16 protein-coding genes are annotated in these 20,714 nt (G+C 70.7%); 9 read left to right on the top strand and 7 right to left on the bottom strand.

Annotated features, from left to right (window positions below):
• The first annotated feature begins 57 nt into the window (after positions 1–57).
• Positions 58–1,593, top strand: a complete 1,536-nt coding sequence (locus ABH920_RS15910) for a long-chain fatty acid--CoA ligase (protein WP_370349747.1) — start codon at positions 58–60, stop codon at positions 1,591–1,593.
• Here the strand turns inward: ABH920_RS15910 and ABH920_RS15905 are convergent.
• Both ABH920_RS15905 and ABH920_RS15900 read right to left on the bottom strand, forming a co-directional pair.
• Positions 1,583–2,725: a calcium:proton antiporter gene (locus ABH920_RS15905; protein WP_370349746.1), complete on the bottom strand. Its 1,143-nt coding sequence runs from the start codon at positions 2,723–2,725 to the stop codon at positions 1,583–1,585. The two genes, ABH920_RS15910 and ABH920_RS15905, sit on opposite strands and share 11 nt — an antisense overlap.
• Before the next feature lie 208 nt (positions 2,726–2,933).
• Positions 2,934–4,703: an ABC transporter ATP-binding protein gene (locus ABH920_RS15900; RefSeq protein ID WP_370349745.1), complete on the bottom strand. Its 1,770-nt coding sequence runs from the start codon at positions 4,701–4,703 to the stop codon at positions 2,934–2,936.
• 208 nt (positions 4,704–4,911) lie between these two features.
• Between ABH920_RS15900 and ABH920_RS15895 the strand changes: the two genes are divergently transcribed.
• The gene (locus ABH920_RS15895; protein WP_370349744.1) at positions 4,912–5,964 is read left to right on the top strand and encodes an NlpC/P60 family protein; all 1,053 of its coding nucleotides are present in this window, start codon (positions 4,912–4,914) and stop codon (positions 5,962–5,964) included.
• Between the two features lie 145 nt (positions 5,965–6,109).
• Here the strand turns inward: ABH920_RS15895 and ABH920_RS15890 are convergent, their stop codons facing one another.
• A complete protein-coding gene (locus ABH920_RS15890) occupies positions 6,110–6,670 on the bottom strand; it encodes a GNAT family N-acetyltransferase (protein ID WP_370349742.1) in 561 nt (186 codons plus the stop codon).
• Between the two features lie 106 nt (positions 6,671–6,776).
• Positions 6,777–7,991 carry a peptidase M6 gene (locus ABH920_RS15885; protein ID WP_370349741.1) on the bottom strand — a complete coding sequence of 405 codons (1,215 nt, stop codon included), beginning with the start codon at positions 7,989–7,991 and terminating at the stop codon, positions 6,777–6,779.
• Positions 7,992–8,200: 209 nt separating this feature from the next.
• Between ABH920_RS15885 and ABH920_RS15880 the strand changes: the two genes are divergently transcribed.
• From ABH920_RS15880 to ABH920_RS15870, 3 genes are all read left to right on the top strand, one after another.
• Positions 8,201–9,112, top strand: coding sequence for a LysR family transcriptional regulator (locus tag ABH920_RS15880; protein ID WP_370349740.1), 912 nt, complete (start codon positions 8,201–8,203; stop codon positions 9,110–9,112).
• 83 nt (positions 9,113–9,195) lie between these two features.
• Positions 9,196–9,726, top strand: coding sequence for a SigE family RNA polymerase sigma factor (locus tag ABH920_RS15875; RefSeq protein WP_370349739.1), 531 nt, complete (start codon positions 9,196–9,198; stop codon positions 9,724–9,726).
• Positions 9,726–10,553: a hypothetical protein gene (locus ABH920_RS15870; RefSeq protein ID WP_370349738.1), complete on the top strand. Its 828-nt coding sequence runs from the start codon at positions 9,726–9,728 to the stop codon at positions 10,551–10,553. Before ABH920_RS15875 ends, ABH920_RS15870 begins: the two co-directional genes overlap by 1 nt.
• Here ABH920_RS15870 and ABH920_RS15865 read toward each other — a convergent pair.
• From ABH920_RS15865 to ABH920_RS15855, 3 genes are all read right to left on the bottom strand, one after another.
• On the bottom strand, positions 10,525–11,322 hold the full coding sequence (locus tag ABH920_RS15865) for a serine hydrolase (RefSeq protein WP_370349737.1): 798 nt from the start codon (positions 11,320–11,322) through the stop codon (positions 10,525–10,527). The two genes, ABH920_RS15870 and ABH920_RS15865, sit on opposite strands and share 29 nt — an antisense overlap.
• An 8-nt stretch (positions 11,323–11,330) precedes the next feature.
• Entirely contained in the window at positions 11,331–12,728 is a 1,398-nt protein-coding gene (locus tag ABH920_RS15860) for an amidohydrolase family protein (RefSeq protein WP_370349736.1), read from the bottom strand.
• A gap of 137 nt (positions 12,729–12,865) precedes the next feature.
• Positions 12,866–14,185, bottom strand: a complete 1,320-nt coding sequence (locus ABH920_RS15855; RefSeq protein ID WP_370349735.1) for a diaminopimelate decarboxylase — start codon at positions 14,183–14,185, stop codon at positions 12,866–12,868.
• 244 nt (positions 14,186–14,429) lie between these two features.
• Here ABH920_RS15855 and ABH920_RS15850 point away from each other — a divergent pair, with 244 nt between their 5' ends.
• The 4 genes from ABH920_RS15850 to ABH920_RS15835 all read left to right on the top strand — a co-directional run bounded on the left by ABH920_RS15850 (position 14,430) and on the right by ABH920_RS15835 (position 20,681).
• Positions 14,430–16,394, top strand: a complete 1,965-nt coding sequence (locus ABH920_RS15850) for an alpha/beta hydrolase family protein (protein ID WP_370349734.1) — start codon at positions 14,430–14,432, stop codon at positions 16,392–16,394.
• A gap of 1 nt (position 16,395) precedes the next feature.
• Entirely contained in the window at positions 16,396–17,787 is a 1,392-nt protein-coding gene (locus ABH920_RS15845; protein ID WP_370349733.1) for a M20/M25/M40 family metallo-hydrolase, read from the top strand.
• Entirely contained in the window at positions 17,784–18,737 is a 954-nt protein-coding gene (locus ABH920_RS15840) for an LD-carboxypeptidase (RefSeq protein ID WP_370349732.1), read from the top strand. Before ABH920_RS15845 ends, ABH920_RS15840 begins: the two co-directional genes overlap by 4 nt.
• 396 nt (positions 18,738–19,133) lie before the next feature.
• On the top strand, positions 19,134–20,681 hold the full coding sequence (locus ABH920_RS15835) for a multicopper oxidase family protein (RefSeq protein ID WP_370349731.1): 1,548 nt from the start codon (positions 19,134–19,136) through the stop codon (positions 20,679–20,681).
• Positions 20,682–20,714 lie beyond the last annotated feature (33 nt).

The following is a 20,714-nucleotide window of genomic DNA, read 5'->3' as shown; positions in this document are numbered from 1 at the left end:
AGCGCCCACCGCACTGACCACACCCACCGCACCTCGGCAGGAAGCGAGCGCCCAGCCATGACCTCCCTATCGCTGGCCAGCATCCTCGCCGAACCGGCCTGGCGCCGCCCCGACACCACCGCGCTCATCGAGGGCGACCGCCGCTACACCTTCGCCGAACTCTGGCAGCAGGTCCTCCAGCAGGCCGGCGCCCTCGTCGAACAAGGCGTGCGGCCCGGCGACAAGGTCGCCCTGATGTGCCCCAACACCGCCGAGTTCCCGCGCGCCTACTACGCGATCCTCGCCGCGGGCGGCGTCGTGGTGCCCGTGCACCTGCTCCTCACCGCCGACGAAGCCGAGACCGTGCTCCGCGACAGCGGCGCCACCGTCGTCATTGCCCACGCGATGTGCGCCGAGACCGCATCGAAGGCCGTGTCGAAGGCCGCCAAGCAGACCGGCGCGAAGCTCCTCACCGTGGGCCCCGGCGGACGTCTGGAGGAGCTGACCGAGCAGGCCACGCCGCTGCCCACGTTCGCCACCCGCAAGCCCGAAGACCCGGCCGTCATCTTCTACACGTCCGGCACCACCGGCACGCCCAAGGGTGCCGTCCTGTCGCACCTCAACCTGGTGATGAACGCGACCACCGACGCCTACGACGCCCGCGACGAGATCCGCCGCGACGACATCGTCCTGGCCTCCCTGCCGCTGTTCCACACCTTCGGCCAGACCGTCAGCATGAACGCCTCCTGGCGTCTCGGGCACACCGTCGTCCTGCTGCCGCGCTTCGACCCCGACGCCGCCATCGCGCTCATGGTCAAGGAACACGTCACCACCTTCCACGGCGTCCCGACGATGTACGTGACCCTCGTCGAGGCGGCGGCGCGCGCCGAGCGGATGCCGACGCTGCGCCGCTGCGTCTCCGGCGGCGCCTCGCTCCCGGTGCCGGTGCTGGAGCGCTTCGAGGCGGCGTTCGGCGCGAAGGTGCTCGAAGGCTACGGTCTGTCGGAGACCTCGCCGGTGGCCTCGGTGAACCAGCTCTCGATCGGCACGCGGGCCGGCACCGTCGGCCATCCGCTGTGGGGCGTGGACGTGGAGATCGCGGACCCCGACGTCCCCGACGTGATCGCGCTGCTGCCGCGCGGGGAGCTCGGCGAGATCGTGATCCGCGGCCACAACGTCTTCACCGGCTACCTCGGACGCCCGGAGGCCACCGCGGCGGCGGTCGTCGACGGCTGGTTCCGGACCGGCGACCTGGGGCGGCGGGACGCGGACGGGTTCATCTCGATCGTCGACCGCACCAAGGACCTGATCATCCGCGGCGGCTTCAACGTCTACCCCCGCGAGGTCGAGGACGCGCTGCTGCGGATGCCGGGGCTGACCGAGGTCGCGGTCATCGGCGTGCCCGATGACGTGCACGGGGAGGAGATCGTGGCGGTCGTCGTGGCGGGGGAGGGGGTTCCGACGGCTGAGGAGATTCTGGCGTACGGGAACGAGCACCTCGGGCGTCACAAGTATCCGCGGCGCGTGGAGTTCGTCGACGCGCTTCCGTTGGGGCCGAGCCACAAGGTGCTCAAGCGGGAGCTGCGCGAGCTGTTCGGCAAGCCTAGGGACTGACCGCGAGGATCAGGTATCCGGCGCACAGGACGAGGTGCGCGCCGCCCTGGACCAGGGTCGCGCGGCCGCGGACGAACGTCAGGGTGCCGACGGCCACGGTCATCGCCAGCAGCACCATGTGGCTGGCGTCCAGGCCGAGGATCAGCGGGGTCGAGAGCCAGACCGTGGACACGGCGATGGCCGGGATCGTCAGCCCGATGCTGGCCATCGCGGAGCCCAGCGCCAGGTTCAGGCTGGTCTGGACCTCGTCCCGGTACGCCGAGCGGACCGCCGAGATCGACTCCGGCAGCAGCACCATCAGCGCGATGACGACGCCGACCACCGAGGCCGGCAGCCCGGCCCGGTCGACGCCGCGCTCGATCGTCGGGGAGACGCCCTTGCCCAGGCCGACGACGGCGACCAGGGCGCAGAGCAGGAGGGCCAGGCTGATCAGGGCTTGGCGGTCGGTCGGGGGCTCGCCCTGGTAGCCGTGTTCGTCGAGGGTGAAGTCGGCGTCCTGGTCGCGCACCCCGGCCTCGCTCCCGGTGTCCACCGGCAGGTAGTCGGGCCGGTGCCGCACCGTGAGCGCGCTGATGAAGAGCCCGTAGACCGCGATCGACGCCAGCGCGGCGAAGGTGAGCTGGGTGTCGTTGAACTCCGGGCCGGGCTGCGAGGTGGTGAAGGTCGGCAGCACCAGGGTCAGGCCGGCGAGCGTGATGATGGCCCCGAAGACGGTCGAGGTCCCGTCCGCGTTGAACAGCGCCAGGCCCCGCTTCAGCGCCCCGAGCAGCAGGCACAGTCCCGCGATGCCGTTGCAGGTGATCATGACCGCCGCGAACACCGTGTCCCGGGCGAGCCCGGCCCCCTTCGCCCCCTTCGCGGTCATCATGGTGATGATCAGCGCCACCTCGATGACCGTCACCGCGACCGCCAGCACCAGCGACCCGAACGGCTCCCCGACCCGGTGCGCGACCACCTCGGCGTGATGCACGGCGGCCAGCACCGCCCCGAACAGGAAGACCGCGACGACGGCCACCACCCACGCCGGCAGATCGCGCCCCCACGTGAACGCCAGCAGCACGATCGCCAGCACCGGGACGACATTGGACCACCCGGCCCACGCGGGCAGGCGTCGCTCGGCTGAGGTGCTCATCGCAGGCCACGATCAGGCAGGGGTGCGGGCGGGGCCAAGTCGGTGGGGCCGAATGGGGGAACGGGGCGGGACCGCAAAATCACGGCCAGCATCGGCGCCCGCCGCCGGCCCGGTCAAGATCCAGCCCGGGACTCGCCGATGAAATTGCGCCGAACGTGGGTGTGGCGGCGGCAAAACTCGCCGCCGCCGCCACGAACCCAGCAACTACCTAAGAAGCCCGCACCCCGTGCAAAGCCGCATAAGCCCCGCCGCGAGCCACCAACTCCTCATGCGTCCCGGTCTCCACCACCCGGCCGCCCTCCATCACCACGATCCGGTCGGCATTGCGCACCGTCGACAGCCGGTGCGCCACGACGAACGTCGTCCGCCCGCTCACCAGCCGCCCCAGTGCCTCCTGGATCAGCCGCTCGGACTGTGTGTCCAGCGCCGATGTGGCCTCGTCCAGAATCAGTACCCTGGGATCCCGCACCAGCGCCCGGGCGATCGCCAGCCGCTGCTTCTGTCCTCCGGACAGCCGCGCGCCCTTCTCTCCGACGCGTGTGTCCAGCCCCTCCGGCAGCCGCTCCACGAACTCCAACGCGTTCGCGTCGCGCAGCGCCGCGCGCAGTTCCTCGTCGTCGACGCCGCCGAGGCCGTACAGCACGTTGTCGCGGATCGTGCCGTCGAACAGTGTCGTCTCCTGCGGCACGATCGACAGGTGCTTGCGGTACGTGCGCAGGTCCAGGCCGGCCATGTCGCGGCCGTCCAGCAGGATGCGGCCCGCGGTGGGCCGGATGAAGCCGATGACCAGGTTCAGTACCGTCGACTTGCCCGCGCCGGACGCGCCGACGAAGGCGACCGTTTCGCCTGGCCTCACCACCAGGTCGAAGTCCGCCACCGACGGGCGGTCGGCGTCCGGGTACTCGAAGCCCATGGCCTCGAAGCGGAACTCGCCGCGGACTGACTCCACGACCTCGCGGCCTTCGTTCTCCTCGATGTCCGGGGCTTGCAGGACTTCGCCGACCGAGCGCACCGAGGCCAGGCCGCGGGTGATGACCGGGGCCAGGTTCATCAGTGCCGTGACCGAGCCCACCAGTGTGGTGAAGAAGGCGCTCAGCATCACCACGTCGCCCGGTGACGTGCCGAGCGCGCCGGTGTACGCCGCGTACGCCGCGCCGGTGAGGCACGCCACGCCCATGAAGTTCAGCGCGATCCAGGCCATCGCGCCGAAGGTGCCGTTGATCAGGTCCAGCCGGAGGCCGGCGGCCAGGACGCGGCGCAGGGTGCCGTCGACGCGGCGGTAGGCGTCGCGCTCGAGTCCGTGGGCCCGCGTGATGGGGATGAGGTGGGTCATCTCCACCACGCGCGACGACAGTTGTTCCACTTCCTCCCGGAAGGACTCGTTGTCCTGTTTCATCGGCTTGCGCAGCGCCATCGCCAGCAGCACCGTCACCGGTACCAGGGCGGCGAACACCGGCAGCCAGATCGGGTCGCGGAAGGCGATGATGACCGTCGCGCCGACCATCGTCACCAGCGCGCCGATGCCGTTGTCCGAGGTCTGCTGCGCGGCCTGCTCGATGGCCTCGACGTCGCGGATCACCTTGGCCTGCAGCACGCCGGCGCTGACGCGTGCGTGATAGCCGATGGTGAGGTGCTGGAGCCGCCACACCAGTGCCGAGCGCAGCCGGACGCCCATGCGCCGGATCGAATGGCTGAAACAGCGGATATACAACAGATGCCCTGGAAGGTTGAACAGGAGCAGTACGAGGAGAATGCCCGAATCGATCCAGAGGCCGGATATCGGTCGGTGCTTCACCACGATGTCGATGACGTCAGCGGTCACCAACGGGAGTAGGAAAGTGGGGCTGTGCTTGACGAAATACGCCAAAACACCCAGGGCCAGGCGGCCCCGGTCCTCCTGGAAGAGGTAGGCGAGCGTGCGGATCGGGTGCTCGCCCCGGTAGTGGTGGTCGAGGGGATCGGCGGATGGCAAAGCCATGAACGCACTCCGCGAATACTTGCGGTCGGACGGGATATACGGATCAAGTCTTTCAGAGCGCGTCGAGCCTTGTCAGCCGTGTATCAGAGCGCGGTCGCCTCGCTCGGCGGTGTCTCATGCCCGCTGACTTTGCCGGGACTTTCTGGTCTGCCTTCCCCCTAGGGGGCTATGGTGGGGCGAACCTTACGGTGAAGCGGAGGCTACAAACATGGTGACGTCGCCCAAGGAAGCGGCCCATCGCGCGCCCAAGAAGTACGTTCCGGTATCCCGGACCGCGATGACGGTGACGCTGGCGACGGCGGCCGCGGGCTCGGTGGCTCTGCTGCCGACCGCTGAGGCCGACCCGAATGCGAACGTCAATGACGTGAAGGCGCAGGTGGACAAGCTCCACCAGCAGGCCGAGCAGGCCGCGGAGGCCTACAACGAGGCCAACATCAGCCTCAGCGACCTGCAGCACAAGGTGGACCAGCTGCAGGCCCGCATCACCGCCGAGCAGGGTTCCCTGGACTCCGCGCGCAGCTCGCTGGGCGGCCTGGCCGCCGCGCAGTACGTCAGCGGCGGCGTGGACAGCACGCTGCAGCTGATGCTCCAGCAGTCGCCGGACAACTACCTGCAGCAGGCCACCATGATGGCCCAGGTGACCGACGGCAAGATGGCCACCATGCGCAGCGCCGCGGAGATCCAGCGGCAGCTGAACCAGGACAAGGCCAGCGCCAGCGACGAGCTCGCGATGCTGGCCAAGACCCGGAACCTGATGGCGCAGCAGAAGTCTGACATCGACGCCAAGGAGCAGCAGGCGACGAACCTGCTGAACCAGCTCACCGCCGCCCAGCGCGTGCAGTACAACCGGCTGGTCAACACCACCTCGGGCAACGTGCCCAAGTCCACCATCAGCAACCTGCCGATCCCCAGCGACGCCCGCGCGGCGATAGCGGTGGCCTTCGCCAAGGCGCAGGTGGGCAAGCCCTACATCTGGGCCGCCGCCGGCCCCAACGCCTACGACTGCTCCGGGCTGACGATGGCCGCCTGGGGCAAGGCCGGCGTGATGATGGACCACGGTTCGCGCGACCAGTACGCCGCGTTCCCGAAGGTCTCCGAGTCCAACATCCAGCCCGGCGACCTGGTGCTGTACTACTCCGACATGCACCACGTGGGCATATACGTCGGCAACGGCACCATCATCCACGCCGCCAACCCCAGCGCCGGCGTGCAGTACGCGCCGATCGGCGAGATGCCGATCGCGGGGATCGTGCGTCCGTAGGGACGCGGGCGGGGCGCGAGTCCCCGCGAGTAAGGACTTTGCGAAACCACGGGCCGGCCTCCATCGGAAGCCGGCCCGTGTCGTCGTCTTCGAGCCCTGATTTCGGGCTCTGACTCGGGCCCTGACTCCGCGAAGCGAACCGCCCCTACTTCTCCGCCTCCCGATGCGCGATCCACTCGTCCCGCAGGATCCCCCAGAGCTGCATGTCGTGCCGCTTCCCGCGGCGCACATGGCTGGACCGGAACGTGCCCTCGGCCGTCATCCCCATCCGCTTGGCCACCGCCCAACTGCGCTCGTTCTCCGGATCGCAGTGCCACTCGGCGCGCGCCATCCCGCGTTCGATCAGCGCGTGGTCCAGCAGGTGCCCGACCGCCGCGGTGATCAGGCCGTGGCCCTGGCCGGCCGGCTCGGTCCAGACGCCGATCTCGCAGGTGCCGCTCTGGTCGTCGAAGTGCGGGAACATGCAGCCGCCGACCAGCGTGCCCCGGTACCAGATGCCGAAGATCCGGCCGGAGTCGGCCGCCTGCCGGTCCGCGTAGCGCTGCAGCATGGCGCGGGCCGATGCCAGGTCGGGGCAGGCGTCCGCGAAGCCGATCCAGCGGTTCAGGTGCTCGCGGGCCCGTTCGATGTGGATGAAGAACTCCGCGGCCTGCCATACCTCCAGCGGGCGCAGTTCGGCGTCTTCGGTGAGCGGTATCGCGAACACGGCACTCCTGGAGGCTGCGGCGGCGGGCGTCCGGCCGGCGGGCCGGCCTCGTAAGGAGCGTACTGGCCTGCCTCCCCTTATGTCCGGCGGGCCGGTCCCCGGCCGATCAAGATTTGGTGACGGTCACCACGTCCCCGGTCGAGGACGCGGAGACGACCGAGATCGTCACCCCGGCGGCGTCGTCGTGGAACGACTGGCCGGGCTGGTACGCGCCCCAGTCCACGGGCTCGTCGCAGGCGGTCGTGGTCGGCGCCTCCGGCGAGGAGTCCTGCACCCGGATCGGCCCGTCGCCGCTGATGGTCGAGGAGTCCACCTGGTAGATGACGACGCCGCTCTTGCACAGCGCCTTGTCCACGCCGTAGGGCCGGCGCGATTCGGCGACGTCCGCCGTCGTCGGCCCGGTCCGCACCACGGCGATCTTCGTCCCGCCGAGCGACTCCACCTCGTCCAGCCGCACCGAGAACTTCCCGGGCGCGTCCAGACACGCCACCTGCGAGTCGGCCAGCCACCCGATCTTCCAGTCCTCCCACCCGAAGTGGTGCGGCGCGTCGCCGTTGATGTTCCCCATGACGTCGAAGCCGCCGACCCAGTGGTGCACGTCGGCGTCGGTGAACGAGTACAGGTCGGGCAGCCCGAAGGTGTGGCTGGTCTCATGCACGAGCACCTTCGGGCCCCAGAAGTACATGTCCTGCCCGAGGGTGACGCCCCACTTCATCTCTTTGCCGTTCACGATCAGGTTCGGCTGCTTCGGGTCGAAGACGTAGGCGGGGGAGAAGGTGATGGCCGTGGCGTTCTTCGGCGGCACGATGTAGATCATGTCGAACTTCGACAGGTCCACGTACTGCGCCGCCAACTCCCCGGCCTGCTTCACGTACAGCGCCTGCTGCGGCCAGCTGATCCCGCGCACGAAGCCGTACGAGGACGAGTCCTGCGGCATGTGCAGCCAGTGGTTGACCGGCGTGATGCTCAGGTCCACGGCACCGGCGGAGAACTGCGTCATCAGGTCGTGCGCCGGGGCCAGGAACTTGTAGTACGCGTCGGTGGGCTCCGTGGCCGGCGCGTCCGGGAAGTCGACGAACAGCATCGCCGCCGTCCTCGTCCCCTGCGGCCGCTGGAACTGGTTGTAGTCGGTGGTCTCGCCCTCGCCGGTCCAGCCGCTGGGGTTGGGCAGCACGCACTGCGCGCTGGTGTCGCGCCGGTCGGCCCGGACCGGTCCGGCGCCGACCAGCGGCACCAACGCGGTCAGCAGCGCCACCGCGCAGGCCAGGCCGGCCAGGCGGGCCGCTCGTCGGGAACCGGGCGGGCGGGGGAGCGTGCGCATTCGGTTCCTTCCGTCTGGCGCCCGTGGCGGGTGTGACAGCTGGTGACGCGCAGCAGAACTGCCCGCAGGGGACGGATGCACACCTCGGTTCCTCCTCCTGCCGAGTGGCGATCCACCAAAGGAGGGAACCTTGGTGCAAGGAAATGCCTCGGCGGCCGGCGGAGGCGAAGCCGCGACGGGGCCCGGCAGGTAAGGGATAGCCTGCCCGCATGCTCAATACGCACCGCCTGCGCATCCTGGCCGAGGTCCACCGGTCCGGGAGCATCGCGGGAGCGGCGCGCGAGCTGAAGCTGTCCCCGTCGGCGGTGTCGCATCAGCTCTCGCAGCTGGAGAAGGAGGCCGGCGTCAGCCTGGTCGAGCGCGGGGCGCAGAGCCTGCGCCTGACCGCCGCCGGCCGCCGCCTCTCGCTGCGCGGCCAGGAGATCCTGGCCCTGCTCGACGCCGCCGAGAAGGACCTGATGGCGCACTCCCGCGCCGACACCGGGCACCTGTGCATCGGGTACTTCGCCTCGGCGGGGCGCCGCCTGGTGCCGCAGGCGCTGTCGCGCTTCGCGCACCGGTACCCGGCGGTGGAGCTGGACCTGGTCGAGGGGCAGCCGCACGAGCTGGCCCCGGCCGTCCAGCAGGGCGAGATCGACGTGCTGGTGATGTTCGAGCACGCGCTGGACCCGTGGTCGCCGCCGGAGGGCGTGGAGGTCCGCGAGCTGTTCAACGACCCGCAGCTCCTGGTGGTCCCGACCGGGCACCCCGCCGGCCGCCGGGGCCGGGTCCGGCTGGACGAGCTGGCCGGCGAGCAGTGGATCACCAGCTTCGGGACCGGCTCCCCGGTGCTGTCGGTGCTGGAGCGGGCGTGCGCGCTGGAGGGCTTCGTCCCCAACATCCGCTGCCGCAGCGACCACTACGAGGTCATCACCGGCCTGGTCCGCGCCGGTCTCGGCATCGCGCTGATCCCCAGCCTGGGCATCAGCGACACCAGCGGCGTGGAGACCACGCGGATCTCCGGCCCGCGGCTGTACCGCAAGATCGGCGTGGCCTCGCGGCCGACGAATCCGAACCCGGTGCTGGCCTCGTTCCTGGCGTATCTGGCCTCCACGGCGGCGAACCTGCGCGCCGCGCACTGAATTCTCCGCGGCCCGTGCAACCTCCGCCCCGCTCCCGCACTTGAGACAGTGACGGCTGATCGGACGACGGGAGCGGAACCAGGGTGGGCCACGACACAACGGAACGTCTCCGAAGCTTCGAGGAATTCGTCGCCGTACGCTCGCAATCCCTGATGCGGACGGCCTACCTGCTGGTCGGCACCCGGGAGTCCGCCGAGGACCTGGTGCAGTCGGCGCTGGAGAAGACCTTTCCGCGCTGGTCGCGGGTCCGGCGGATGGACAGCCCGGAGGCGTACGTCCGGCGGATCGTCGTGAACAACGCGCACGCCGCCTGGCGCTCGGCCCGGCAGCTGCCGACGGTCGCGCTGCCGACCGGGCCCGACGGCGCGGCGGCGTCGGTGCCCGGCTCCGGGGACCACGCCGAGGACGTGACGCTGCGCGACAGCCTGCTGCGCGCGCTCGACGAGCTGCCGCACGGGATGCGGACGATCGTGGTGCTGCGGTACTGGGAGGAGCTGAGCGTGCGGGAGGTCGCCGACGTGCAGCGGTGCTCGGTCGGCAACGTCAAGTCCCAGGCCGCGCGAGGTTTGGAGCGTCTTCGAGAACTGATGGCTTCGGACGTGAGGAGTGAATGATGAGTGAGGGTTTCGCCGGAGGGGGAGCGGGAGCGGGTGGGGACGGGGACCAGGACGCCGATCAGCTCCACGACGTGATGGCGCTGGCCACGGCGCACCTCGGCGCGGTCGTGGTGGACCGCGGGCGGCTGCGGCGCGCGCAGCGTCGGCATCGGCTGGCCGAAGGCGGGGTCGCGGCGGGGGTGCTGTCGGTCGCGCTCGTCGCCGCGATGGTCGCGATGCAGGGAGGAGGCGGCGCGGCCAAGGCGCCGGTGCCGGTGGGCGGTCCCGGCCAGACGAAGGTCTCGCAGAACCCGACGACGGTGGAGTCTTCGGCGGCGAAAGGCATCACGCCGGTGGCGGTGTCCGTCTACGACTCCGGTGACGGGCTTGAAGGCAGCGACGCGGTGAAGGGGTTGCTGAGCGGGACCGGGGCGTGGGAGACCTACCAGTACTGCCAGGATCGCGCGACGTACCAGGGCGTTCCCAAGAGCACAGGCGTGGTCTTCGACCTCGGTGCCGCCACCAGCATCGGCGAGGTGACGGTGAACGTCGGGGTTCCGGGGGCCAGCCTGGAGATGTGGACGGCGGACGGCTCGGACACGGCTGTGCCCGGGATCCGCCCGAACCAGCCGCCGGCCGGGTTCACGAAGGTCGCGGGGGTCGCCGAGGCCGGGACGACGGTGGTTCTCAGCCCTGCTCATCCGGTGACGACGCGGTACGTGCTGGTGTGGTTCACGGGTGCGCTGCCTGTGGTGCCGAACCCGAACCCTGCCATCGCCTGCGCGCACGATGACGGCCGCCGTTACGGCGACTCCATCACTGCGGTGCGGTTCGCCCGGGGGTAGTGGCTGCGGGAGCCGCCAGCCGCGCCACCGCGGCCCCGATGGTTCGCATCCCCTGCACCATCGCGAACTCGTCTCCTGCGGAGCAGCGGGACAGCACGGCGTAGCAAACCTGCCGTGCGCCGCGTACCACCCCGACGTCGCACCGCGTCCCCGCATCGGTGCCGGTCTTGTTCGCGACCCAGAGCCTGCTGAGCGGGAGTTCGCGGACGGTCGCGTCCTCCGGATCGTGAGGAACCGCGGCGGCCACCATGCTCCGGTCCAGGCAGCCGGCCATCCACTCCATCAGCAGCGGACCCCACTCGCGGTCGCCGGCGACGATCCCGACGAGCGACGCCAGCTCGCGCGCCGTGCCGACGGCGAACGTCGGCGGATGCTCCGGCAGCCGGGGCTCGCGAATGCGGTCCAGGATGCGCGTGTGCCGCAAGCCGAGTGCCGCGGTGTCCGCCGCCACCCGCTCCAGCCCGATGCGACGCAGTAGCGCGTTGGTCGCGGTGTTGTCGCTGACCGATGCGGTGAGGCGGGCGAGGTCGAGGAGGGTCCAGTCGCGTGCTGAGAGCTTGAGGAGCAGGCCGGAGCCGGCGCTGTAGTCCTGGTCGAGGAGCGCAATCGGCTCGTCGGGGTCCAGCGTGCCGGCTGCGAAACCCTGCGCCACGGATGCGAGGAGCAAGAGCTTGCCGACGCTCGCCAGCGGCAGCACTTCATCCGCACGATGCTCGCCCCAGCCCGGGACCGAGTATGCGAGCAGGCCCGGCAGTGCCGCTGCTGTCACATGGCCTCTCAAACCGCCACCACCCGCCCCGCACGCGCCGCCGTCAGCACCCCGTCCCGCACCGCCACCGTGCCGCCGACCACTACCAGCCGCACCCCCTCCGGCGGCGTCAGCGGCTCGGCGAACGTCGCGCGGTCCGCGACCCGCGCCGGGTCGAACACCACCAGGTCCGCATGCGCCCCGTCGCGCAGGATTCCGCGCTCGGCGAGGCCGAAGCGGGTGGCGGTCGCGCCGGTCATTTTGCGGATCGCCTCCGGCAGGTCGAAGAGCCCTGCCTCGCGTGTGTAGTGCCCCAGGACGCGGGCGAAGGTGCCGGCCCAGCGCGGGTGGGGGCGGCCTTGGGTGGGGACGCCGTCGGAGCCGATCATCGCGAACGGGGCCGCCAGGACGCGGCGGACGTCGTCCTCGCGCATCGAGTGGCTGATGATCGTCACGTCGCCGTCCTCGCTCAGCAGCAGCTCCGCGACCAGGTCGACGGCGTCCGCGCCGGACGCGTCCGCGAGGGCGGCGATGGTGTGGCCCTGGTACGCGGCGTGCCGCGGGGCGCCGGCCACGACGATGCGGTCCCAGCCGCCGTTGCCGACGGTGTTCTCCCAGCCGGGCACGCCCTCGGCGATCGCCTTCCGCAGCGCGTCACGCTGCCCCGGGTCGCGCAGCCGCTCCAGCAGCCGCGCCTGGCCGCCGTCGTGGGCCCACGGAGGCAGCATCGCCGACAGCTTCGTACTGCCGGCCGTATACGGATAGACGTCGCACGTGACATCCATCCCCGACTCCCGAAGCTGCGCCAGTCGCGCCAGCGTCACCTCTGTCCGGCCCCACGCGTACTTCCCGGCCGTCTTATGGTGCGACACGTGCAGAGCCGCACCGCTGTCGCGCCCTATAGCGATCGCTTCCTCTAAGGCATTCTCGACACCTGACATCTCATCGCGCAGATGCGTTACGTAGGGCTTTCCGTGGCGTGCGGCGACGGTCGCCAACGCGGTGATCTCCGCAGCATCCGCATAAGAGCCCGGCGTATAGATGAGCCCTGTGGAGAGCCCAACAGCTCCGCTCTCCAGAGCTTCATCCAGAGCGTCTGCCATACGCGCGACCTCCATGGCCGTGGCAGGACGTGCCTCATGGCCGACGACAAAGGCGCGCAGAGTCCCGTGCCCTACGAGGGAAGCCAAGTGATTGGAGCGTCCGGAGACGTTGTGGGCGTGACTGAGTGCAGCGAGCCCTGAGTACGTTCCGGGAAAAGCGCTAACGCCGCAGTTCCCAGCGATCTCCATCGTGACGCCCTGGAGTACCGAGGCGAACGCTTGGGAGCTATCCAGTCTGTGTTCAGAAGCGTCAATACAGGCGGTATCGGAGTGCGTATGCGCGTCGATGAATCCCGGCGCGACTACCAAGCCCGAGACATCCATAACCTCGTCGGCCTGAGCGACGCAGCCAGGCGCCAGCACCCTGACGCGGCCCCCGAGAACCCCGACATCAAGCGCCGCCAAAGGCGCACCGGTCCCATCCGCCACCAGACCCCCGCGCAGAACAAGCGAGAACCCGCTCACCGCAGCCCTGCCGGCAGCACCCCACTACGAGCCACCAGCTCCTCGATACTCTCCGCGGCGCGCAACACATGGAACCGCACCACATCCCCCTCCGACACCTCGAACCCGAACACCGGAGGCATCGGCAGACTGTTGTACTGGAACGGCGAGGAGAAGTAGTAAGCCCCCGTATCCGGCACCACCACGATGTCCTCCGTGGCGAGCTTCGGCAGCTTCCGCTCCCGCGCCACCAGATCCCCCGCGAAGCAGCACGGCCCCGCGACGTCTTGCACCTCCAGCGCCGCCGTACTCGCCAACCCGTGCCGGTCGTACGCCAGCACCCGCAGCGGCCACGACTTGGGCGCGAACACAGTGCGCGCCGCTACCTGCGCCCCTGCGTGCGTCAACGCTATAGCGCGCCCGCCAGAGGTCTTCGTGTACTCCACCCGCGAGGCGATGAACCCGTTCTTCGCCATCACCGACCGCCCGTACTCCGTGACCACCTTCAGCTCCCCGCCGAACAGCTCCGGCGCGGCCTCCCGCAACACCGCCACGTGATCGGCGAAGGTGGGACTGTCCTCGTCCCCGCTGAAATCCACCGGCAGCCCGCCACCGATGTCGATGCCCTCGATCTGCCCCTCGCGCCGCGCGTTCACCTCCTGCGCGAACCGCACCGCCTCGGCCACCCCCGCCGCGTTCAGCTCCAGCGGGATGCCCTGCGAGCCCACGTGCACGTGGACCCAGCGCAGCCACGGACGCGCCGCGTACGCCGCCAGCAGCCGCTCGCGGTTGCCCGGGTCGGCCATCGCGATGCCGAACTTCGTGGTCCGGCCGGCCGTCGACATGGCCTCGATCGACCCGATCCCCACCTGCGGATTGATCCGCACCCCGGCCCGCAGCGCCACGGCGCCGTCGGCGACCAGGCGGTCCACGCGCTCCAGTTCCTCGAAGTTGTCGATGTTCAGCGCGATGCCGTCGCGCAGCGCCTCGGCGAGTTCGGCCTGCGTCTTCGCCGGGGAGTCCAGCACGATCCGGGACGCCGGGAACCCCGCGGCGCGCGCCTGCGCCAGCTCCCCGGGGCTGCTCACCTCGCAGCCCAGGCCGTGCCGCAGCAGCAGCGCCAGGACCGGCACCAGCGGGTTCGCCTTGGCCGCGAAGGCGTGCAGGACGTCCAGCTCGCGCGGCCAGGCCGCCAGCAGCTCCGCCGCCGTCCGCGCGATGCCGACGACGTCGACGAACGCCGCCACCGGCGTCCGCTGCGGGTCGAGCAGGCCCTGGGCGACCGCGGCGTGGACGGCGCGGTCGCGGCGGATGCGGCGGGCATGATGGTCAGGCATGGCGGATTCCTCGCAGGGCTCGGGTGGCGCCGGTGGCACGGCGGCTCGCGACCCAGCGTGCGACCTCGGACGCCGCCGGAGCGCGAGCCTCGAAAACCTCGCCGCTCACACTCCAAATCCCGACAACCGCCTTGCCGATCGGCGGTCTGCGGCCACGATGACGCCTCAGCCGCGCGCATCGATCACCGTCGATCACTGTGAACCCAGCACCGCCCCGCACCACCGACCGAGCCGAGGAGATCCCGTGACAAAGGTCGACCACCCGTATGGCACCTGGCCGTCCCCCCTCACGGCCGAGGACGTCGCCGCCACCCCCGGCGCGCCGCAGTGGCCTGCGATCGTCGGCGAGCAGACCTGGTGGTGCGCGCCGGACCCGGCGACGGCCACCGTCGGCCTGGTGCGACGGGACGCCGACGGCACGGTCGGACCGGTCCTGGGCCCGGACTGGCCGGTCGGCAACAAGGCGATCGGCTACGGCGGACGCCCCTACCTCGCCACGCCCGACCTCGCGGTCTTCTCCTGCTCCCGCGACCAGCGGCTGTATCTGGTCGCCGAGCCCCTGACGGCCCCGACGGACCCGACGCCCCTGACCCCCGCCGACCCCGAAGGCGTCACCCGCACCAACTACTCGGACATGATCCTGGGCCCGACCGGCACCGAGATCTGGGCGATTCGGGAGAGGACTCGACTCGACGAACCGGGCGCACTCACCGACCCCGCCCCGCGCACCACCCGCGACGTCGTCGCCATCCCGCTGTCCGGCGCCGGAGCGGAAGACCCGGAGGCCCTCCGCGAAGTCGCCCGCTCCCACCACTTCCTGTCCACGATCCGCCTGAGCCCCGACGGCATGCGGCTGTCCTGGCTCGGCTGGGACCACCCGGCGATGCCGTGGGAGACCACCGACCTGATGGTCGCCTCGATCGTCGACGGCGTCGCGGTCGCGCAGGCCCGCGTCCTCGGCGGCGACGAGGTGTCCGTCGCGCAGGCCGAGTGGGCCGACGCCGACACCCTCTACGCGCTGGCCGACCCCGACGGCTGGTGGAACCTGTTCCGCGTCGACCTGGCCGGGGAGCAGACGGAGGCGACCAACGTCTTCCCCACCGAGACCGAGTGCGGCCACGCGATCTGGCGCGTCGGCTCCACGTCGTTCGCCGTCACCGACGCCGGCGTGGTCCTGCGCCGCAGCCTCGGCGACGAGGCGCTGGTCCGGTGGGACCCGGAGACCGGCGAGACCACCGACCTGGCCGCGGACTGGACCGAGTTCGCGACCTCGGTCAGCGGGGACGGCGCCGCCGCGGTCGCCGTCGTCGCCGCGAGCCCCACCGAACCCTCGACTCCGCTGCGCATCGACGTTGCCCGCCGCCACACTGTCCGCTGCGTCGAGCCCGCCGCCCACCCGCACGAAGCCTGGGTCTCCGTCCCCGAACGCCGCCACGTGCAGGTCGACGGCGGCTGGCAGGTCCCGTACATCTACCACCCGCCGACCAACCCCGGGTACCGCGGCCCCTCCGACACCCCGCCGCCGCTGCTGATCGACGTCCACGGCGGCCCGACCAGCAGCACCGTCGCCACCCGCCATCTCCCCTTCGCGCTGTTCACCTCCCGGGGCTACGCCGTCGCCTCCGTCGACTACGGCGGCTCCACCGGCTACGGCCGCGCCTACCGCGACCGCCTGCGCCACACCTGGGGCATCACCGACGTCGAGGACCCGGTCGCGGTGGCGCGCGCCCTGGCCGCCGCCGGACTGGCCGACCCGCGGCGCACCGGCATCCGCGGCGGCTCGGCCGGCGGCTGGGCCACCCTGGCGGCGCTCGCGCACAGCGACTACTTCGCCTGCGGCGCCGTCTACTTCCCGATCAGCGATCCCGCGACCTGGTACGACGAACAGACCCACGACTTCGAGAGCCGCTACGTCCACTACCTGATCGGCGACCCCGAGAAGGACGCCGAGCGCTTCGCCCGGGTCTCGCCGCTGGCGCACGCCGCCGAGATCACCGCGCCGTTCATCATGCTGCAGGGCGAGGACGACGTGATCTGCCGCCCCGACCAGGCCGACCGGCTGGTCAAGGCCGTCGAGGCGGTCAACCCGGGGCTGTGCCGGGCCTACCACCGATTCCCCGGCGAGGGGCACGGCTTCCGCAAGGACGCGACCATGGCCGTCTGCCTGCAAGCCGAACTCGACCTGTACGCGAGCGTCCTCGGAGCCTGACATGAACGCACCCGATCTGTCCGCCCCCGGTCAGTCCGCCCCTGGCCGGTCCGCCCCCGGCCGGTCCGCACCCCGCCCCACCGACTCCGACCTCGAAAAGCTCGCCGCCGACGCGATCGCCGCCTGCTCCCGCCTGATCCGCTTCGACACCAGCAACTTCGGCGCCGGCGAGAGCCGCGGCGAACGCGCCTGCGCCGAATGGGTCGCCGAGCAGATCACCGACGCCGGCTTCGACCCCGTCGTCCTGGAGTCCGCGCCCCGCCGCGCCAACACCGTGGTCCGCATCCCCGGCACCGACCCGGGCGCGCCGGCCCTGCTGGTGCACGGCCACCTCGACGTCGTCCCCGCCGAGCCCGCCGACTGGCAGTCCCACCCCTTCTCCGGCGAGGTCCGCGACGGCGCCGTCTGGGGCCGCGGCGCCCTGGACATGAAGGACATGGACGCGATGATGCTCGCGTTCGTGCACCACCTGTCCCGCACCGGACAACGCCCGCCGCGCGACATCGTCATGGCCTTCGTCGCCGACGAGGAGGACACCGGCGACTTCGGCGCCGGCTTCCTGAGCCGCGAGCACCGCGACCTGTTCGAGGGCGTGGACACCGCGATCAGCGAGTCCGGCGGCCACTCGGTGCACCTGTCCGACGGCGCGCGCCTGTACCCGATCGCGGCGGGAGAGCGCGGCAGCGCGTGGCTGACCGTCACGACGCGCGGCACCGCCGGCCACGGCTCGCGCCGCAACGACGACAACGCGATCGCCAAGCTGGCCGCGCTGGTCACCCGCTTCGCCGAGTACGAGTGGCCGGTGCGGGTGGTGCCGATCGTCAGGGCCCTGCTGGACGGCCTGTCCGAGCACTTCGGCCGCGAGATCTCCCCGGACGATCTCAGCTCCCTGGGAGCCGCCGCGCCGCTGCTGGCCGACACGCTGCGCAACTCGGTCAACCCCACGATGCTGCGCGCCGGCTACAAGCACAACGTCATCCCGTCGGAGGCCGGCGTGGCCCTCGACGGCCGCCTGCTGCCGGGCACCGAGGCCGAGTTCTTCGCGACCGTCGACGCACTCCTCGGCCCCGACGCCACCCGCACCGGTGATCACAACCCGCCGGTCAGCGCCGACTTCACCGCCCCGGACTTCACCGCGATGGCCGCCGCGCTGCGCGCCTTCGACCCCGAGGCGATCGTGCTGCCGTTCTGCATGACCGGCGGCACCGACGCGAAGGCGTTCGCCAAGATCGGCATCCCGGGCTTCGGCTTCGTCCCGGGACGCACCCCCGAGGGCTTCGACGCCTGGCGGTACGTCCACGGCGTCGACGAGCACGTGCTCACCGACAGCCTGGCCTTTGGCGCCGGCGTGCTCGCCACGTACCTGCTGACGGATCCCAGAGCGCACACATGACCCTGCTGCGTCCGCCGGCTCTGAGACCCGGCGACACCGTCGCAGTGCTCTGTGCTTCCTCGCCGGTGCCGAGCCAGAGACACCTGGAATCGGGCCTGCGCGCCATGGAATCCGTCGGTCTCAGACCGGAGGTCTTCGGCACCGCGCGCGATACCGGCAGCAGGTACGACTACCTGGCCGGCACCGACGCCGAACGCGCCGCCGACCTCACGCGTGCGCTGAGCGACCCGAAGTACGCCGGCGTGTTCCTCGCGTGCGGCGGTTACGGTGCGCAGCGCACGCTGGAGCTGATGGACTGGAGCCGCGTCGACGCCTCGGCGCCGAAGGTGGTCGTCGGGTACTCCGACGTCACGGCGCTGCTGGAGGCTATAGCGGTCAAGGTGGGATGGGTGTCGTTGTTCGGGCCGATGGTGGCCTGTAGCGGGTTCTGGCAGGGGCCTGGAGAGTATGACTTCAAGGAGCTGATGAAGCTCCTCTATACGCCTTCAGCGGTCAGACGGCTCACGTTTCGGGGCTCGCGTGCGCTGGTCCCCGGCGCCGCCGAGGGCCTGACGCTCGGCGGGACCGCGACGCTGATCGCTGCGAACTTCGGGACCGACACCTCGTACCCGGTCCGGGACGGGATCCTGTTCCTGGAGGACGTGGACGAGCTGCCGTTCCGCCTGGACCGGATATTCACGCAGATCCGCCGGGCCACGGCGTACCTGGAAGGCCTACGCGGGATCATCCTCGGCACCTTCACGGAATCCGGGAATCCGGAGCACATCGACCGGCTGCTGGCCGAGCGGTTCGGGGACCTCGGCGTGCCGGTGCTGGCCGGCGTGAACATCGGGCACAACTGCGAGATGCAGACGTATCCGATCGGCGTGACGGCCCGGCTCGATGCCGACGCCGGGACTCTGACGTTTCTGGATCAGGTGCTGGCCGAGCCGCACAGCGTTCGCGGATAGCGCCGCAGGAGACCTTCCGTCGGCACAGCGCCGCAGCAGATTCTCCGCCGGCCGGCCCCGGCGCCGGCTTGTCGTCAAGGCGCCGGGGGCCCAGACTCGAATTCGCCACCCTTACGCCCCCTCATCAGGCGTGACTTCCGGGTTCCGGCGGCGCGTCCATGTCCCGGTCCCCTGGACCAAGCGCCCCGCAGGTTTTAGATTCTTGCTCGGACAGACCATCCACTACAGCGTTTAAGCACAGGGTTTGGATTCACAGCGTCACCCGGCTCCGCCACCTCTCGTTCCGGTAACCCAGGAAGGACACCCGCCGTGGCCGCTGCTCTTCGATGGCGCTTTCGCGCGCCTGGAAAAGGAAATCGCGACGATCCTCTGAGAACCCTGATAGCCGGCCGCGCCGTGCTCCTGATCACGGTCCTGGCCATCCTCTCCGCAGCCACCGGCGCGGTCGCGTTGGCGTCCTCGACAGGGACGTTGAACGCGCCGCCGCCGGTGACCGACCAGGAGCAGGGCATGGTGTCCGGCGCGCTGTTCCAGGATCCGCCGGACATGGCGATGGCCGCCGGTGCGAACGGCGGCCTGACCGTCACCCTCGATACCCACGACACCCAGTTCGACCTGGCCGGGAAGACCGCGAAGGGACAGTCCTACAACGGCTCCTACGTGGCGCCGACGATCAGCTTCAATCCCGGCGCGAACGTCGACGTCCGGGTCGTCAACCATCTTCCGGTGGCCACCAATGTGCACTTCCACGGCCTGCACATCGACCCGATGAGCCATTCGGACGACGACTTCCTGTGCATCGCCCCGGGCGACACGTACACGTACCACCTCGTGATCCCTGCCGACCATCCTCAGGGCACGTACTGGTACCACTCGCACGCCATGGGCACGATGTGCCCCGGCGGCGTCACCGGACCGATCAACGGCGTGGCCGGCAGCAGCGGCATGGCCATGTCCGGCGACGTCGAGAACCAGATCTTCGCCGGCCTGTCCGGCGCCCTGATCGTCGGCGACGACAGAACCCTGCTCCCGGCGGCCTATCAGCACGTCATCGCGCACACCTTCGTGCTCAAAGACGTCCAGATCGACGCCAACGGCGCCATCGTCCAGAACACCGCGACCTCGAAGATCGACTCCAACGCCCCGACCGTCCGCCTGGTCAACGGCCAGCTCCGGCCGATCGTCGGCATGCAGCCCAACGAGACCCAGCTGTGGCGCCTGATCAACGCCGGAGCCGACATCTTCTACCGCCTGCGCCTGGACGGCTACACGTTCACCGTGGTCGGCGAGGACGGCGTCCCGGTGGCCGGCGCCACCACCGTGGACACCCTGCTCCTGCCCCCGGCCAAGCGCTACGACGTCCTCGTGACGGCGAACGGCACCCCCGGCACCGCCTGGCTGCGGACCACCGCGTACAGCAACGGTCCGCAAGGAGACCAGTACCCGGACACCACCCTGGCGCAGCTGGACGTCTACGGCGACGCGGTCAACCGCCTCCCGACCCTCACCGGCGGGGTCAGGACCGCTCCGGCGAGCCTGGCCGACGCCAAGATCGCGCAGCAGCGCACCGTCGACCTCAGCGAGAGCCCCGACGGGCTCAGCTTCTTCATCAACGGAAAACAGTTCGACCCGACCACCTCGGTCTTTCCCGACCCGGCCAAGCTGGGGACCGTCGAGGAGTGGACAATCCTCAACGAGAGCGGCGAGGACCATCCGTTCCACCTGCACACCAGCGCGTTCCAGGAGATGTCGGTGAACGGCACGGCCGTGCCCTACACCCACATGCAGGACGTCGTCCCGGTGCCGCACGCGGTGAGCGGGGTCCCGGGCAAGGTCGTGATCCGCATCCCGATCGAGGACTATCCCGGCCAGTGGATGTTCCACTGCCACATCGGCGCCCACGAGGACAACGGCATGATGAGTTTTCTCAACGTGGTGCGCTGACCGAGCAGCCCTCACCAGCCCCGACCAGCTCGG

The organism is Catenulispora sp. EB89, from assembly GCF_041261445.1.
Taxonomy (GTDB): domain Bacteria; phylum Actinomycetota; class Actinomycetes; order Streptomycetales; family Catenulisporaceae; genus Catenulispora.
The sequence above is the reverse complement of the archived record's forward strand: the minus strand, read 5'-3'. Positions and strand labels throughout refer to the sequence as shown.